General features: G+C 40.7%; 16 protein-coding genes. 15 read left to right on the forward strand and 1 reads right to left on the reverse strand.

Annotation, left to right across the window (positions count from 1 at the left end; all coding sequences use genetic code 11):
• Window positions 1-194 precede the first annotated feature (194 nt).
• The 15 genes from H4075_RS16935 to H4075_RS17005 all read left to right on the forward strand — a co-directional run bounded on the left by H4075_RS16935 (window position 195) and on the right by H4075_RS17005 (window position 12,174).
• Window positions 195-914: a ferredoxin--NADP reductase gene (locus tag H4075_RS16935; RefSeq protein WP_182802009.1), complete on the forward strand. Its 720-nt coding sequence runs from the start codon at window positions 195-197 to the stop codon at window positions 912-914.
• Window positions 915-1,126: 212 nt separating this feature from the next.
• Entirely contained in the window at window positions 1,127-1,477 is a 351-nt protein-coding gene (locus tag H4075_RS16940) for an NADH-quinone oxidoreductase subunit A (RefSeq protein ID WP_182802010.1), read from the forward strand.
• A gap of 35 nt (window positions 1,478-1,512) precedes the next feature.
• Window positions 1,513-2,055: an NADH-quinone oxidoreductase subunit B gene (locus tag H4075_RS16945; RefSeq protein WP_182802011.1), complete on the forward strand. Its 543-nt coding sequence runs from the start codon at window positions 1,513-1,515 to the stop codon at window positions 2,053-2,055.
• The gene (locus H4075_RS16950; RefSeq protein ID WP_182802012.1) at window positions 2,052-2,510 is read left to right on the forward strand and encodes an NADH-quinone oxidoreductase subunit C; all 459 of its coding nucleotides are present in this window, start codon (window positions 2,052-2,054) and stop codon (window positions 2,508-2,510) included. The genes H4075_RS16945 and H4075_RS16950 overlap by 4 nt, the downstream gene beginning before the upstream one ends.
• A 3-nt stretch (window positions 2,511-2,513) precedes the next feature.
• Complete coding sequence (locus H4075_RS16955; protein WP_182802013.1) at window positions 2,514-3,629, forward strand: NADH-quinone oxidoreductase subunit D; 1,116 nt, start codon at window positions 2,514-2,516, stop codon at window positions 3,627-3,629.
• Window positions 3,630-3,708: 79 nt separating this feature from the next.
• Complete coding sequence (gene nuoH / locus H4075_RS16960) at window positions 3,709-4,785, forward strand: NADH-quinone oxidoreductase subunit NuoH (RefSeq protein WP_182802014.1); 1,077 nt, start codon at window positions 3,709-3,711, stop codon at window positions 4,783-4,785.
• A gap of 9 nt (window positions 4,786-4,794) precedes the next feature.
• On the forward strand, window positions 4,795-5,274 hold the full coding sequence (locus H4075_RS16965) for a 4Fe-4S binding protein (protein WP_182802015.1): 480 nt from the start codon (window positions 4,795-4,797) through the stop codon (window positions 5,272-5,274).
• A gap of 28 nt (window positions 5,275-5,302) precedes the next feature.
• Window positions 5,303-5,818, forward strand: coding sequence for an NADH-quinone oxidoreductase subunit J family protein (locus tag H4075_RS16970; RefSeq protein WP_182802016.1), 516 nt, complete (start codon window positions 5,303-5,305; stop codon window positions 5,816-5,818).
• Window positions 5,815-6,129, forward strand: coding sequence for an NADH-quinone oxidoreductase subunit NuoK (gene nuoK / locus H4075_RS16975; protein WP_182802017.1), 315 nt, complete (start codon window positions 5,815-5,817; stop codon window positions 6,127-6,129). Before H4075_RS16970 ends, nuoK begins: the two co-directional genes overlap by 4 nt.
• Window positions 6,130-6,132: 3 nt before the next feature.
• A complete protein-coding gene (gene nuoL / locus H4075_RS16980) occupies window positions 6,133-8,064 on the forward strand; it encodes an NADH-quinone oxidoreductase subunit L (protein WP_182802018.1) in 1,932 nt (643 codons plus the stop codon).
• Window position 8,065: 1 nt separating this feature from the next.
• Window positions 8,066-9,556, forward strand: a complete 1,491-nt coding sequence (locus H4075_RS16985) for a complex I subunit 4 family protein (RefSeq protein WP_182802019.1) — start codon at window positions 8,066-8,068, stop codon at window positions 9,554-9,556.
• Window positions 9,557-9,565: 9 nt separating this feature from the next.
• Complete coding sequence (locus H4075_RS16990) at window positions 9,566-10,969, forward strand: NADH-quinone oxidoreductase subunit N (RefSeq protein WP_182802020.1); 1,404 nt, start codon at window positions 9,566-9,568, stop codon at window positions 10,967-10,969.
• A gap of 44 nt (window positions 10,970-11,013) precedes the next feature.
• On the forward strand, window positions 11,014-11,433 hold the full coding sequence (locus tag H4075_RS16995; RefSeq protein WP_182802021.1) for a hypothetical protein: 420 nt from the start codon (window positions 11,014-11,016) through the stop codon (window positions 11,431-11,433).
• The gene (locus tag H4075_RS17000) at window positions 11,424-11,876 is read left to right on the forward strand and encodes a DUF1569 domain-containing protein (RefSeq protein ID WP_182802022.1); all 453 of its coding nucleotides are present in this window, start codon (window positions 11,424-11,426) and stop codon (window positions 11,874-11,876) included. Before H4075_RS16995 ends, H4075_RS17000 begins: the two co-directional genes overlap by 10 nt.
• Window positions 11,877-11,931: 55 nt before the next feature.
• Window positions 11,932-12,174 carry a redox-active disulfide protein 2 gene (locus H4075_RS17005; RefSeq protein ID WP_182802023.1) on the forward strand — a complete coding sequence of 81 codons (243 nt, stop codon included), beginning with the start codon at window positions 11,932-11,934 and terminating at the stop codon, window positions 12,172-12,174.
• Between the two features lie 81 nt (window positions 12,175-12,255).
• Here H4075_RS17005 and nifJ read toward each other — a convergent pair whose 3' ends face one another.
• Window positions 12,256-15,813 (reverse strand): pyruvate:ferredoxin (flavodoxin) oxidoreductase, encoded by a 3,558-nt coding sequence (gene nifJ, locus H4075_RS17010; protein ID WP_182802024.1) that lies wholly within the window; start codon window positions 15,811-15,813, stop codon window positions 12,256-12,258.
• Window positions 15,814-15,823 lie beyond the last annotated feature (10 nt).

The raw sequence follows: 15,823 nt of genomic DNA on the forward strand, positions 1-15,823 counted from the left end.
GAGGGAGCCGAATTACCGGTTCCCTCTTTTCGTTTATACTTCCTTTATCTATCCTAAACCTGTAAATCATCATCATTAATCTATGATAGGAAACATTTTTAATGCAGATACGTATCACATGCACTCGTTTTCGTAAAAAAAGATTGGTTTATACCTTCATATAAAATAAATTGAGGTATTAAAACAACCAACTCATGGCGCTACAACCCTGGCGAACCGGCAAAATCATTCGTATAGTTGATGAAACTCCCAACACAAAACGTTACTGGATACAGCTTCCTGAGCTGGACGTATTTGATTTTAAACCCGGGCAGTTTGTGCAGCTTGAATTTCCAATTCATGAACAGCAAAGCAAACGTTGCCGCAGTTACAGCATTGCATCGTGGCCCGATGGTACAAACGTATTTGAACTCCTGATTGTTTTAAACGAAGCAGGAGCAGGTACCACCTGGTTGTTTGCCAACGCAGTTGTAGGAACAGAATTACCTGTACGTGGAGCCATGGGTGTGTTCAGCTTGCCTGATCCCATTGAAAAAGATATCTTCTTTATTTGCACAGGAACAGGCATTGCACCATTCCGCAGCATGTCGCATTATATTAAACTACACAATGTGCCGCATAAAAATATTTATTTACTGTTTGGCACTCGTAAGAAAACAGATCTGTTGTATTACGATGAATTAACGCAACTTGAGAAAGATCTTCCGGGCTTTCATTATATACCCACTCTTTCAAGAGAAGAATGGGAAGGACGCAAAGGATATGTACATCCTATTTATGAAGAACTTTGTGCCGGTAAGCAAGACGCCAACTTTTTCCTTTGCGGATGGAAAGCCATGATCGATGAAACAAAGAAACGTATCATGGAAATGGGCTACGATAAGAAAGCCATTCACCAGGAATCTTATGGATAATATTCGTTATTGTAACAGATGAGCGGAAACAGTTTTTCTGATGACTGTCATCAATTGCTGCAAACCGTTCAACTGCGACCTTTCGCCTTTCAAAACAACATCGTTTGTTGAAATCATATTCTGAAAAAAGATTCTGAATAACTTTTTATATGATATCGACAGGTGAAAGCTAATAATGATGTAATTTAAACCACAAACAAACCAATCTGTTTATGGGTGCTGCCTCACTCATTATATTAATTCTTGCTGCCATTGCCTTTTCGGCCGGTGCTATTCTGATCGCAAAAGTGGTGACCAAAGCCACAAAAAACAAACAAAAATCTGAGCCATACGAATGCGGTATACCAACTGTTGGCCCAAGCTGGATTCAATTTAATGTTGGTTATTATTTATTTGCGCTCATCTTTTTAATTTTTGATGTGGAGTTGATCTTTTTATATCCATGGGCCGTTGCAGCTAAACAAGTGGGTTGGCTGGCGCTCATTGAAATCATCATCTTCTTCTTCATTTTATTTATGGGCTTTTTATATGCACACAAAAAAGGCGCATTAAAATGGAAATAAAATAATCGTTAACAACACCCAACCAAAAGTACCAGATGACAGATCAACAACATACCGCAACAGATTTTCCCGGACAGATCCACGAAACACCGGGCGGTGGTATTGTCCTCAGTAAATTGGATGATGTCATTAACTGGGCACGCTCCAATTCGTTATGGCCGCTTACGTTTGCCACCAGTTGTTGTGGTATTGAAATGATGAGTACGGCAGGTGCCAAATATGATTTTTCCCGTTTTGGTTTTGAAGTGGCACGTGCCACGCCACGCCAGGCCGATGTAATTATTATAGCAGGTACCATCGTGAATAAAATGGCACCGGTGCTGAAACGTTTGTATGATCAAATGGCCGATCCAAAGTATGTGATTGCAATGGGTGCCTGCGCTATAAGCGGAGGTCCTTTCTTTTATAATACATACTCTGTTGTAAAAGGTGCAGACCATGTAATACCTGTTGATGTATATGTAGCCGGTTGTCCGCCACGCCCCGAAGCGTTACTGCATGCATTGATCTCGTTGCAGGAAAAAATCAAGAGTGGTTTAACAAGAGAACAAATAAAGGAAGGAAAAGAAAACATATGACGAACGAAGAATTAAAGACAAGTATTCCCACGCTGTTAGCTTCAGCAGTAATTGAAGATGGCAACGATTTCCTTACGATCAATGTTGAAGCAACCGATTGGTTAGCTTTCGCACAACAACTGCGAAACGATGCTTCGCTGCAATTCAATTTTCTTTTTTGTTTGACCTGTGTTGATTGGAAAACGCACTTGACAATGGTGTATCATCTGCGTTCCACCATTCATCGTCATGAAATAGTAGTAAAAGCAAAACTCGATAGAACAAATCCTGAAATAGAAACGGTGAGTCATATTTGGCGCACTGCAGAGTTTCACGAACGTGAAGTATATGAAATGTTTGGCGTAAAATTCCTGAACCATCCCGATCTGCGCTTGCTGATCTTACCCGATGGATGGGAAGGAAAAAAACCTTTGCTGAAAGATTTTGAAGATCCGATTAACATGATCAGACTCTAATTTATGTTTGAAGAAGTTGGTACAACAACAGAAGGCGATTTAATCATTAACGTAGGGCCACAGCATCCTGCCACACACGGTGTATTGCATTTGGTGATCACGTTAAATGGTGAAACTATTAAGAATGTGGAGCCGCACCTTGGTTATATTCATCGCTCCATTGAAAAGATGTGCGAAAGCCTCACCTACCGCCAGTTTATTTATGTTACGAGCCGCATGGATTATCTATCGGCTCATATCAATAACCATGCTTGTGCCATGTGTGTGGAGAAAGGATTGCAATTAGAAATTCCACCAAGGGCACAAGTGATCCGTGTATTGATGGATGAACTTACACGAATTGCTTCACATGAATTATGGTGGGGAGCAATGGCAATGGATCTTGGTGCCTTCACTCCTTTCTTTCATGCATTCCGTGAACGGGAAAGCATCAATGATATTATGGAAGAAACTTGTGGAGCACGACTCACCATGAATTACATGGTACCGGGTGGTGTGATGCACGACATTCATCCCAATTTTCAACGCAGAGTAAAAGATTTTCTGCAACTCTATAAAAGTAAAATTCACGAATACGATGAAATGGTGACCGGCAACGTGATCTTCCAAAACAGGATGAAAGGTGTTGGTGTTATTTCTGCTGAAGATGTGATCTCTTACGGTTGTACAGGACCGGTAGCAAGAGGCAGCGGTGTAAGTAGTGATACACGCAAGCACTACCCTTACGAAATTTATGATAAGCTTGAATTTGATGAAGTGCTTGAAACAGGTTGCGATTCATTTGCACGTTACATGGTGCGTCTTCGTGAAATGCAGCAATCGATCCGCATCATTGAACAATTGATCGATAATATTCCTGAAGGTGATTTCCAGGCAAAAACAAAAGCTGTTTTGAAATTACCAAAAGGAGAATTCTACAGTAAAGCAGAAACAGCACGTGGCGAGTTGGGTGTGTACATTGTGAGTGAAGGCGGCACAACTCCTTATCGTATTAAGTTCCGTTCACCGGGATTCTCAAATTTATCAGCGTTGAATCATTTGGTGAAAGGTGGAAAAATTGGTGATTTGATTGCAGCAATGGGAACGTTGGATTTGGTAATCCCTGATATTGACAGATAAGTAAAAGAGAATTGCAGAATGACGATTGCAGATTTCGGATATAAAAATCGGCAATCAGAAATCATAAATCGAAAATCGAATGTGGAGCTTAAGTAACATAGCAACAAGTATTGATCAATGGCTGAATGAAACATTCAACCCAACATTGGCACTCATACTTGAAATGCTGATAGCAGGTGTGGCAGTGATTGGCTTATTTGCAATGCTGGGATTAATACTGGTGATCATGGAACGCAAAGTATCTGCATGGATACAAATTCGTTTAGGACCAAATCGTGTTGGACCGAAAGGAATGTTTCAATCATTAGCAGACACCGTAAAGTTATTGGTGAAAGAAGGAATGACACCCGGCGGGTCTGATAAATTATTATTTAATGTGGCGCCGTTTGTTGCCATGATTGTTGCGATGTTGTTGATGGCACCCATTGCCTTTGCCAAAGATTTTCAGCTATGGGATCTCAACATCGGTGTACTGTATATCTCTGCTGTATCATCAATTTCTGTCATCAGTATTTTAATGGCAGGTTGGGCAAGCAATAATAAATATTCGTTGCTCGGTGCAATGCGCAGTGGTGCACAGATTGTGAGCTATGAATTATCTGCCGGTCTTGCAGTACTTGCGATTGTTGTGTTAACGGGAAGCTTACGTGTTTCTGATATCATCAATTCACAAGCCGATGGATGGTGGATCTTTAAAGGACATATTCCTGCTATCATTTCATTTGTCATTTTCATTATTGCAGTAACAGCGGAAACCAACCGTGCACCATTTGATATGGCAGAAGCAGAAAGTGAATTGACTGCAGGTTTTCATACAGAATATTCAGGAATGAAATTCGCTCTCTTCTTCCTGGCTGAATATGTGAATGTATTTATTGTATGTGCCCTCGGCGCAACACTCTTCTTAGGTGGATGGATGCCGTTTCACATTGGCACTTGGGAAGCATTCAATCATGTGATGGATTATATCCCGTCGAGTATCTGGTTCTTTGGAAAAACATTCTTTTTAATCTTTCTGATCATGTGGTTCCGCTGGACGTTTCCACGCTTACGTATTGATCAGTTGTTGAATCTGGAGTGGAAATATTTATTACCGATCAGCATGTTCAATTTATTGCTGGTAACATTGATCGCCATATTAGGTTGGCATTTTTAATGTAGCATTATGTTTTTAAAACAATACATAAAAGACGTCTGGGGTGCGATGAAATCGTTGGCAACAGGTATGAAACGTACCGGCTATTATTTCACACACCATAAAGAGATCATTACAGAACAGTATCCCGATAACAGGGATACCTTGGTATTACCCGAACGATTCAAGGGTGAAGTGGTGATGATTCACGACGAAAATAACGAACATGCCTGCACAGGTTGTACTGCTTGTGAATTGGCTTGCCCCAATGCCACCATCAAGATCATAACAAAGTTTGATGTGGATGCAGAAACAGGCAAGAAGAAAAAAGCGATCGACACATTTGTGTATCATTTAGAATTATGCACCATGTGTAATTTATGTGTGGAGGCTTGCCCAACAGGTGCAATTAAAATGGCGCAAACATTTGAACATAGTGTGTTCGACAGAAGTCAACTCACAAAAACACTCAACAAACCCGGATCAAAGATCAGGGAAGGGGTTGAATAACTGAATATTGGTTTTATAAAGAACTAAAATGACTGGATCACAAATACTTTTTTATCTCATCTCTGCTTTTATCCTGAGCATGGGTGTTCTGTCCGTTACAACCAGGAAAATTTTCCGCTCGGCTATTTGGCTTTTATTTTCATTAGTTGGTATTGCCGGTCTTTATTTCTGGATGGATGTACAGTTTATTGCAGCAGTACAAATTGTAGTGTACGTAGGCGGTATTGTTGTACTTATCATCTTTTCCATTTTCCTGACTCAACAATCAGGTAAAGAAATGGCGAAGGCGCCGTTGGTACGAACCATTGCAGCTGCATTGGCTGTGTTGTTCGGTTTTGCATTTACTTATTTACTTATTGATCAATATGGATTTGTTACCATCGATCAACCATTTGATAACGATGTAGCAAGGATCGGTAAAGCGATGTTGAATGTAGAGCAAGATGGTTATTCGTTACCGTTTGAAGTAGTGAGTATGTTATTACTGGCAGCCATGGTTGGTTGTATTGTTATTGCATTAAAAACAAAACCTGAAGAAAAATGAGCGAAGTTCCTGTAACACATATTTTGTTCGTCAGCACGGCCCTGTTCTTCATTGGCATGTATGGCTTGTTTACAAGGCGAAACATGATCACGATGCTCATGGCCATTGAATTAATGCTGAACAGCGTTAACATCAACTTTGTTGCGTTCAATAAATATTTATATCCCGATAAATTAGACGGCATCTTCTTTACCATCTTCATTATTACGATTGCCGCTGCAGAAGCAGCCGTTGCGATTGCTATCATCATCAATCTCTACCGCAGTCATAATTCAATTGATGTGGAAGATGCAACTGAACTGAAATACTAAGCCATGAACTATTCGTCATACATCGCATTGATTCCTTTACTGCCGCTTGCAGCATTTATTCTGCTGGGTTTGTTTGGCAGGAAATACATGAATCAATCAGCAGGCATTATCGGAACTGGATTGCTGTTGATATCAACGGTTCTTTCCATCTACACCGCTTACCAGTATTTTTTTGTTGACGGGAAAGTGGGTGATACCTATCAAACCATCACTGCATTTAAATTCACCTGGTTATCGTTTTCTGAAACTGTATCGATCGATATGGGCATCATCCTCGATCCTATTTCGGTGATGATGCTGGTGGTGGTAACATTTGTTTCATTGATGGTGCACATCTTCAGCCTTGGATATATGAAAGGTGAGGAACGATTCGCCACTTATTATGCATTCCTTGGCCTGTTTACGTTTTCGATGTTGGGATTGGTGGTGTCATCCAATCTCTTCCAGATCTATATGTTCTGGGAATTAGTAGGTGCATCATCTTATTTACTCATCGGTTATTATTTCCAGAAACCATCGGCAGTTGCTGCATCTAAAAAAGCATTCATTGTTACACGCTTCGCTGATCTTGGTTTTCTCATCGGCATTTTAGTGTTAGCATTCTATGGTGAAAGCTTAGACTTCAACACCATCATACAAAATTTAACGGCACAACAATCATCACAGTTTGTTGCCATCACTTCTGCATCATTTATTGGCGTGTCGGCATTAACATGGGGATTAACAATGGTGTTTATGGGCGGTGCCGGTAAGAGTGCAATGTTTCCGTTACATATCTGGTTACCCGATGCAATGGAAGGCCCTACGCCTGTCTCTGCATTGATCCATGCTGCAACAATGGTGGTGGCCGGTGTTTATTTGGTGGCAAGATTATTTCCACTGTTCGCTATCAATGAAGAAGCATTATCTATTGTTACAATTGTTGGTTTAGTGTCCGCATTATTTGCTGCAGTGATCGCCTGCACACAAACAGATATCAAACGTGTACTCGCCTACTCTACCATGAGCCAGATCGGTTATATGATGTTTGCATTAGGTGTAAGCGGTACCGGTGGCGAAAACGGATTAGGCTATACAGCGTCGATGTTCCATTTGTTTACACATGCATTCTTCAAGTCATTATTGTTCCTTGGTGCAGGTGCTGTGATTCATTTAGTGCATAGTAATGACATGAAAGATATGGGCGGCTTGCGCAAGTACATGCCCATTACACATATTAGTTTTTTAATCGCATGTCTGGCAATTGCAGGTGTTCCACCATTTGCAGGCTTCTTCAGCAAAGAAGAAATTCTGTTGGCGGCATATAATGCAAGCATGCCGGTTTATATTATTGCTTTGCTTACATCAGGACTAACTGCTTTCTATATGTTCCGTTTGTATTTCTCAATCTTCTGGAACAAGGAAACTGAAGTACACGGGCATCACGGAGAAGGAACTTTCTCTATGAAGCTTCCGTTGATTCTTTTAGCAGCATGTACACTTGCCGCTGGCTTTATTCCGTTTGGTGAATTTGTTTCTGCCGATGGTAAAGCGCTGGAATCACATTTCCATTTAAGTTTCTCCATTGCACCTGTGGCGCTTGGTCTTGCAGGTATTTTTATTGCCATGCTGATGTACAAAAAGGAAAACAACAAACCACAACAGGTTGCAACTGCATTAGGTGGTTTGTACAAAGCAGCTTATAAGAAATTTTATATTGATGAGCTGTATCTGTTCATTACCAAAAAGATCGTCTTCAATCTTATCGGTCGTCCTGCAGCATGGATCGATCGCAATATTGTTGATGGTTTGATGAATGGCATTGCATCGGGTACAGGAAAAATATCAAACCTCATTAAAAATCTGCAATCCGGTAAAATACAGAATTACACCTTGTATTTCTTTGGCGGACTCGCTGCATTCTTAATCATATTTATTTACTTCTGGAAACCATAATATGAACCTCACGTTACTACTCATATTGCCACTTGTATTTTCACTGCTGTTACTTGTAGTTAAAGGACCAAAACAGGTACGCCTCGTTGCACTGGTTGCTGCTGTTGTACAATTGGGTGCAGGTTTATTTCTGTTGATGCAGTTCCTTGCAGAACGGGCAACAAACAATGCAGCTTTTTTATTTGAAAGCAATCACACCTGGTATAAAGCGCTCAACATAAGTTACCATGTAGGCGTTGATGGTATTTCAGTTGCAATGATTCTCTTAACGGCTTTTGTGGTATTGGCAGGTGTGTTAGTTTCATGGAAACAGGAAACCATGCACAAAGAATTTTTCTTCCTGTTGCTGTTCTTAAGTTTAGGTGCATACGGCTTCTTTATTTCACTCGATCTCTTCACCATGTTCTTCTTCCTGGAAGTTGCGGTGATCCCTAAATTTTTATTGATCGGCATTTGGGGAAGCGGCAAGAAAGAGTACAGTGCATTAAAACTTGCGTTGATGTTAATGGCCGGTTCTGCATTGGTATTTGTAGGATTATCCGGATTATATTTTAATACAAGCATCAACGGTGTACATTCATTTGATCTGCTGGAAATTTCAAAACAGAATATTTCACCTGCACTGCAAAACTTATTCTTTCCGTTTGCATTTATCGGTTTTGGCATTTTTACCGCACTGTTTCCATTTCATACCTGGGTACCCGATGGTCACTCAAGTGCACCAACAGCAGCATCGATGTTCCTCGCAGGTATATCAATGAAACTCGGTGGCTATGGTTGTTTGCGTGTAGCAACTTATTTAATGCCTGATGCAGCCGAACATTATTCAACCATCATCATCATCCTATCCTGCATTGCTATTTTATATGGCGCCTTTGCCACTATGATGCAGACCGATCTTAAATACATCAACGCTTATTCATCCGTGAGCCATTGTGGTTTTGTATTGCTCGGTATAGGCATGTTAACTAAAACTTCCATCAACGGTGCTGTGATGCAAATGGTGAGTCATGGTTTAATGACGGCCCTTTTCTTCGCTGTGATCGGAATGATTTACGACAGAACACATACAAGACAAGTGGCACAACTTGGCGGCTTGCTGAAAGTAATGCCGTTCATTTCATCGGTATTTGTGATTGCCGGTTTGTGTTCGCTTGGCTTACCGGGTTTAAGTGGTTTTGTTGCAGAGATGACGGTGTTCATGGGTAGCTGGGAACGGGCAGGTGCATTCTACCACACAGCAACAATTATCGCCTGTGCTTCCATTGTAGTAACTGCGGTTTATATTTTAAGAGCAGTTGGTTCATCGATTATGGGACCAATAAAAAATAATGAGCATTTACAATTAGGTGATGCCGGCTGGAATGAAAAAACAGCAGCGGTTGTCTTATTGGTTGGAATATTGGTGATGGGGATTGTGCCTTTCTGGTTAACAGATCTTATTAACCCAGGTACAGAAGTAATTATACAAAAGTTAGGATCGATAAAGTAAAACGAAGCAATGAGTAACTTTTTTCTTTTCATGCAACAGGAATTGCTGTTAACAGCAATCATCTTTATTCTTTTATTCATGAAGCTGAGTACAATTGAATGGAAGACTAAAAACGTATTGCTGGTTGTAAATATTTTATTAACGATCAACCTGGTGGCAGGGATTTTTATCAAGGGCAATGGAAGTTTATTTGGTGATATGTTTCAACAAACAGAACTCCTTCGTTTGGAAAAAAATATTCTCAACCTCGGCACGTTGCTTATCTCTTTACAATCGTATAACTGGTTACTGAAACATAAACATGCAACAGAATTTTATTTGTTGATGCTTTCTACCCTGCTGGGCATGTTCTTTATGCTGAGCAGCAGTAATCTCTTGATGTTTTATGTTGGGTTGGAACTGGCAAGTATTCCATTAGCAGCTTTGGCTAATTTCGATTTAGATAAACGACGTTCGTCTGAAGCAGCCATGAAATACATCATGTCATCTGCATTTGCATCGGGTTTGTTGTTGTTTGGTATATCGATGATGTATGGTGTTACCGGCACAGTGAGTTTTGCAGAATTACAAACCGCAGCATCGGATCAACCGTTATTCCTGTTTTCATTTATCCTGATACTTGCAGGTTTTGGTTTTAAAATATCAGCAGTCCCCTTTCATTTATGGACAGCCGATGTGTACGAAGGTTCGCCCATTGCAGTTACATCGTATTTATCAGTGATCTCAAAAGGCAGTATGATCTTTGCCATGACCACTGTGCTGTTCACAGTATTTGGCCAGTTGATATTCCATTGGTACAATATAATTGCGGTGCTGGCAGTGTTATCAATGATCGTCGGTAATCTCTTTGCCATCCGTCAGCAAAACGTAAAACGATTCCTTGCTTTCTCTTCGATTTCACAGGTCGGTTTTATTTTGATTGGTGTAACCGGAGCAAATGCAATCGGACAGAGTTCAGTGATTTATTTTGTGCTCATTTATATCTTCTCTAATCTTGCAGCGTTTGGCGTGCTGAGTCTTGTAAGTTCAGAGAAAGGAAAAGAAACCATTGATGATTTCAAAGGATTTTACAAAACCAATCCGCTGTTGACCTGGGTATTAGCGATTGCTTTGTTTTCATTAGCAGGTATTCCTCCTACAGCCGGTTTCTTTGGTAAATTCTTTTTGATATTAGCAGGTGCAGGTAAGAATAATTATCCGCTCATTACCATTGCAGCATTGAATATGGTGGTATCGCTCTATTATTATTTACGCATCATCAAAGCAATGTTCATGGATGCCAATGAAACGCCCATTGAAAAAGTGGAAATGACATGGGCACCAAAACTTTCAATGGCTATTTGTGTTGCAGGCATTGTGATCACCGGTATTGCAAGCGGTGCGTATGAATATATTTATTCACTGGTAAAATAAATGCTTTTAAGATCGTACTTCGTACATCATAAATCGTACTTGTTATGGCTATTAATAAAAATCATGAATTCGAAGATCTGGATGGCGTGAAATGCGCTGTGGTGGAAAAGAATGCATCAAAAGAACGTGTTGCTTTTTTGAAAGACTTACTTGAATTCAATCGTTATAAAGTAATTGTTGTTCCATCACCTCCGCCAAAAGCAGTCCCGCCAGCAAGCGGGACTCCGAAACCCGTTGAGGGCCAGGTGCCGGTAGAAGCACCCGCTCCCCCACCGGCACCTGAAACATTTACAGTTGGTGTTACCGATGTTACATTCAATGCAACCAATGCCATCTTCGGTCGTTTATTGAAAACAAAAGATAAGCACGTTGTTACATTGGCTTACTGGCAACAGGAAGAGACAACAAGCAGCGATCATATCCCTTACTTTTCTGCAGACGAAAACAGTCATCAATGGAAGTAAAGAATTTATTTGATCAGCAGGCGTATGAAGAGATCATGATCCGTCTGCAAAACCTAACGGCAACCAGTGAACGTCAATGGGGAAAGATGACGGCAGCACAAATGCTGGCCCATTGCAAAGAAGCCTACAAAGTTCCACTTACCAGTAAAAAATTAAAGCGACTGCCCATCAGTTATATCGGCTGGATATTCCGTCCTGTTTTATACAATTCCAGGCCTTACCGAAAAAGTTTACCTACCGCTCCCAACTTTATCATTAAAGATGATCGTGATTTTGAAAAAGAAAAAGCAGAAATGCTTTCGATCGTTAAAGCGTTTCATGAAAGAGGTGTAACAGGCATTGGTGATAAAATGCATCCAACTTTTGGACCTATGAAAGCGGAGCAATGGGGCAAGAGCATGTGGAAACACCTTGATCATCATCTGCGGCAGTTTGGAGTGTAATCCATTTGCATTATTTTGCGGCACATTCAACTCACAATCAAACCAACCATATACCATGGCCCAAAAGCAACTCTCAGAAATGACCGAAGATGAATTAAAGAAAAATGTAAAGCTGATGACAATTGCAGTAACGGTTATTATTGTTTCCATTATTATCATGTTGATCTCTACAGTATACACTTATACAAAAAAAGGGTTCACAGCTACTGCTATTTTACCTTTTGCATTTCTGCCGATTGCAATCATCAACTTCATGAATCTGAAAAAAATAAAGGCGGAGTTGGATTCAAGAAAGTAATAAATCAAGTATCACATAACTAAAACAACAAAGGGAGCTTCTCACGAAACTCCCTTTTCTTTATTCATATGGGTCAATATGCTATAGTCCTTTTAATGTTTCCAAACGTTCCCATCTGCTCACCTTTGCATCCTGCGCCTGTTCCATAAAGCGTGCTGCTAATTCAGGATCTTTTGCTTTAATGATATTGAAACGGTTCTCATGATACATGAACTCAGCCAGATCAAGTGAAGGATCTTTCGAATCTACCACAAAGCGCTGTCCCCTTGGTTTCATCGGATTGTAATGGAACAAAGGCCAGTAACCGCTCTTCACTGCAAAATCCTGTTCTTCTGCTCCATGAGCCATATCAATACCATGCGCAATACAATGACTGTAAGCAATGATCAACGATGGACCGGGATATGCTTCCGCTTCAAGAATTGTCCGGATGGTATGCATATCATTTCCACCCATCGCAATCTGTGCAACATAAGCTGTGCCATGTGCAATGGCCTGCATCGCCAGATCTTTCTTACCGGTTGTTTTACCGTTTACGCTAAACTTTGCACTGGAGCCTAATGGTGTTGATTTTGATTTTTGTCCACCCGTGTTACTGTACACTTCTGTATCCAATACCATGATGTTTACATTTTCGCCTGTGCTCAACACATGATCCAATCCACCATAACCAATATCATAAGCCCAGCCATCACCACCAATGATCCAGATCGATTTCTCTTCCAAGAAATCTGCCAGGTGGAACAGATTCAAAGCAGCCATTGAACGTTCACCGCTCAACCTGCGTTTTAAATCTTTTACCAGTTCATGTTTCTCCAGTAAAGCAGCTTCTGTTGTACCGCTGTTGTTAATAATTTTATCAACCAGCTCTTCGCCGATCATCGGACGTAATTCATCCATCAGCTGCAACGCCATTTCATGTTTCTTGCTGCTTGCCATACTGATACCTAACCCAAACTCGGCATTATCTTCAAACAAACTGTTGGCCCAAGCTGGTCCTACACCTTCTTTATTTTTTGTCCACGGTGTAGTTGGTAAGTTACCGCCGAAGATGGATGAACAACCTGTTGCATTCGCAACAATCATGCGTTCACCAAACAATTGAGTTAAGAGTTTTAAATAAGGAGTTTCCCCACAACCGGCACATGCACCACTGAATTCAAATAAGGGTTGAAAGAACTGTGAACCTTTCACCGTATTCTTATTTACTCTTGTGCGATCTACTTCAGGTAGTGTTAAGAAATAATCCCAGTTTTCTTTTTCCTGTTCCTGGATTCCTGTTTTATCCATCATGTTGATGGCTTTATGACCGGGATCTGTTTTGCTGGTGATCGGACAGAACTCAACACACAATGTACAACCGGTGCAATCTTCTGTTGATACCTGCAACGTGTATGCTTCAGTTTCTTTATTCCATTCTTTGCCTATCGGATCAACATGTTTGAAACCTGCTGGCGCTTCAGTCAATAATGTTTTATCATACACTTTCGGACGAATCGCTGCATGCGGACAAATCATAAAACATTTACCACACTGTGTACACAACGATGTATCCCAAACCGGTACTGCATCTGCAATATTTCGTTTTTCCCATTTGGTGGTACCACTTGGGAACGTGCCATCGATCGGGAACGCACTCACAGGTAACTCATCACCTTCACCTGCAATAATTTTACCCAACACTTCTTTTACAAAATCAGGAGCAGTATCAGAAACAGTATCACCAATTGGTCTGTTTCCAACTACATATTTCGAATAATCAACTTCATATAAATTCGCCAGTGTTTGATCTACTGCTTCGTAGTTCTTTTGTACCACTGCTTCACCTTTCTTCCAATACGTATCGTAAATAGCTTCTTTAATTTTTGCAATGGCTTCTTCTCTTGGCAATACATTACTGATAGCAAAGAAACAGGTTTGCAGAATGGTGTTGATACGGTTACCCATACCGGCTTCTTTCGCTACGGTGTATGCGTTAATGCCATAGAACTTTAATTTCTTGTGAATAATCTCTTCCTGTATTTTCTTTGGCAACATACCCCACAACTCATCTTTTTCATACGGTGCATTCAATAAAAACACAGCACCTTCTTCCGCATCTTTTAAAATATCATACTTGGTGAGATAGTTGAAGTGATGACAGGCAACAAAGTTGGCAGACTGTACCAGGTAAGTTGAATGAATCGGGTTTTCACCAAAACGTAAATGTGATACGGTTAACGATCCTGATTTTTTTGAATCATAAACAAAATATCCCTGCACATGATCGTTGGTTTTATCACCAATGATCTTGATCGAGTTTTTATTTGCACTCACGGTACCATCGGCACCTAAGCCAAAGAATAAACCACGGAACTTATGTTGCGTTTCCAGGTTAAACGTCTTGTCATACTCTAAACTTGTATGTGTAACATCATCATCAATACCAATGGTAAAGTGATTTTTAGGCTTATCTTTTTTCAATTCACGGAACACTGCTTTCACCATCGCCGGAGTAAATTCTTTGCTCGATAAACCATAACGTCCGCCAATAACATGTGCATGATGATTTTCCTGTGCTTCATTCAACGCATTCACCACATTCATGTATAAGGCTTCACCAATACCGTTTGGTTCTTTGCTTCTGTCGAGTACCGCAATGCTCACCACACTTTTCGGAATCGTATTGATAAACGCCTGCACATCCAACGGACGGAACAAACGAACCACGATCATTCCTACATGCGATCCACGTTCATTTAAATAATCAACGGTTTCTTTCACTGCACCTGCACCTGAACCCATAATGATAATTACACGATCAGGATGTGCATGTCCGTAATATTCATACAAATTATATTGACGTCCGGTGAGTTTTGCAAACTCATCCATGGTTGATTGAACAATAGAAGGAACATTTGCATGATAGGTATTGGCTGCTTCCCTGTTCTGGAAAAACACATCGGGGTTTTGCGCCGTACCACGAATAGATGGATTGTTTGGATTCAATGCACGGTTACGATGTGCATGAATGGCTTCCATATCCATCATTTGTTCAATGATTTCATCAGGGATTACTTCCACTTCATTGAGTTCATGCGAAGTACGGAAGCCATCAAAAATATTCAGAAACGGAACTCTTGCTTTTAAAGTAGCCGATTGAGCGATCAATGCCATGTCCATTACTTCCTGCGGATTGTTACCAAACAACATTGCAAAACCTGTGGAGCGTACGGCCATCACATCACTATGATCACCAAAGATGGAAAGCGCATGTGTTGCTAAACTTCTTGCAGCAATATGAAAAACGGTGGGCGTTAACTCACCGGCAATTTTGTACATGTTGGGAATCATCAGCAACAAACCCTGCGATGCGGTAAATGTAGAGGCCAATGCTCCACCTTGCAATGCACCGTGTATAGCACCGGCAGCACCGGCTTCACTCTGCATTTCCATAATACGTGGTACGGTGCCGAAAATATTTTTCATGCCTTTGGCACTCCATTCATCGGCCCACTCGCCCATTGTTGAAGAAGGTGTAATGGGATAAATGGCACATACTTCGTTGCATTTATAAGCAATATAAGCGGCGGCCTCATTGCCATCCATTACTTCGTACAATGCTTTGTCTTGTGCTACGGGGTTGGTTGTTGCTTCCATGTAATTGATT

It is taken from the genome of Lacibacter sediminis (assembly GCF_014168535.1).
Lineage (GTDB): Bacteria > Bacteroidota > Bacteroidia > Chitinophagales > Chitinophagaceae > Lacibacter > Lacibacter sediminis.

Bases quoted from the DNA above. Each gene is read 5' to 3' on its own strand.
- H4075_RS16935 (WP_182802009.1), top strand. From the start codon at position 195: ATGGCGCTACAACCCTGGCGAACCGGCAAAATCATTCGTATAGTTGAT.
- H4075_RS16940 (WP_182802010.1), top strand. From the start codon at position 1,127: ATGGGTGCTGCCTCACTCATTATATTAATTCTTGCTGCCATTGCCTTT.
- H4075_RS16945 (WP_182802011.1), top strand. From the start codon at position 1,513: ATGACAGATCAACAACATACCGCAACAGATTTTCCCGGACAGATCCAC.
- H4075_RS16950 (WP_182802012.1), top strand. From the start codon at position 2,052: ATGACGAACGAAGAATTAAAGACAAGTATTCCCACGCTGTTAGCTTCA.
- H4075_RS16955 (WP_182802013.1), top strand. From the start codon at position 2,514: ATGTTTGAAGAAGTTGGTACAACAACAGAAGGCGATTTAATCATTAAC.
- nuoH (WP_182802014.1), top strand. From the start codon at position 3,709: ATGTGGAGCTTAAGTAACATAGCAACAAGTATTGATCAATGGCTGAAT.
- H4075_RS16965 (WP_182802015.1), top strand. From the start codon at position 4,795: ATGTTTTTAAAACAATACATAAAAGACGTCTGGGGTGCGATGAAATCG.
- H4075_RS16970 (WP_182802016.1), top strand. From the start codon at position 5,303: ATGACTGGATCACAAATACTTTTTTATCTCATCTCTGCTTTTATCCTG.
- nuoK (WP_182802017.1), top strand. From the start codon at position 5,815: ATGAGCGAAGTTCCTGTAACACATATTTTGTTCGTCAGCACGGCCCTG.
- nuoL (WP_182802018.1), top strand. From the start codon at position 6,133: ATGAACTATTCGTCATACATCGCATTGATTCCTTTACTGCCGCTTGCA.
- H4075_RS16985 (WP_182802019.1), top strand. From the start codon at position 8,066: ATGAACCTCACGTTACTACTCATATTGCCACTTGTATTTTCACTGCTG.
- H4075_RS16990 (WP_182802020.1), top strand. From the start codon at position 9,566: ATGAGTAACTTTTTTCTTTTCATGCAACAGGAATTGCTGTTAACAGCA.
- H4075_RS16995 (WP_182802021.1), top strand. From the start codon at position 11,014: ATGGCTATTAATAAAAATCATGAATTCGAAGATCTGGATGGCGTGAAA.
- H4075_RS17000 (WP_182802022.1), top strand. From the start codon at position 11,424: ATGGAAGTAAAGAATTTATTTGATCAGCAGGCGTATGAAGAGATCATG.
- H4075_RS17005 (WP_182802023.1), top strand. From the start codon at position 11,932: ATGGCCCAAAAGCAACTCTCAGAAATGACCGAAGATGAATTAAAGAAA.
- nifJ (WP_182802024.1), bottom strand. From the start codon at position 15,813: ATGGAAGCAACAACCAACCCCGTAGCACAAGACAAAGCATTGTACGAA.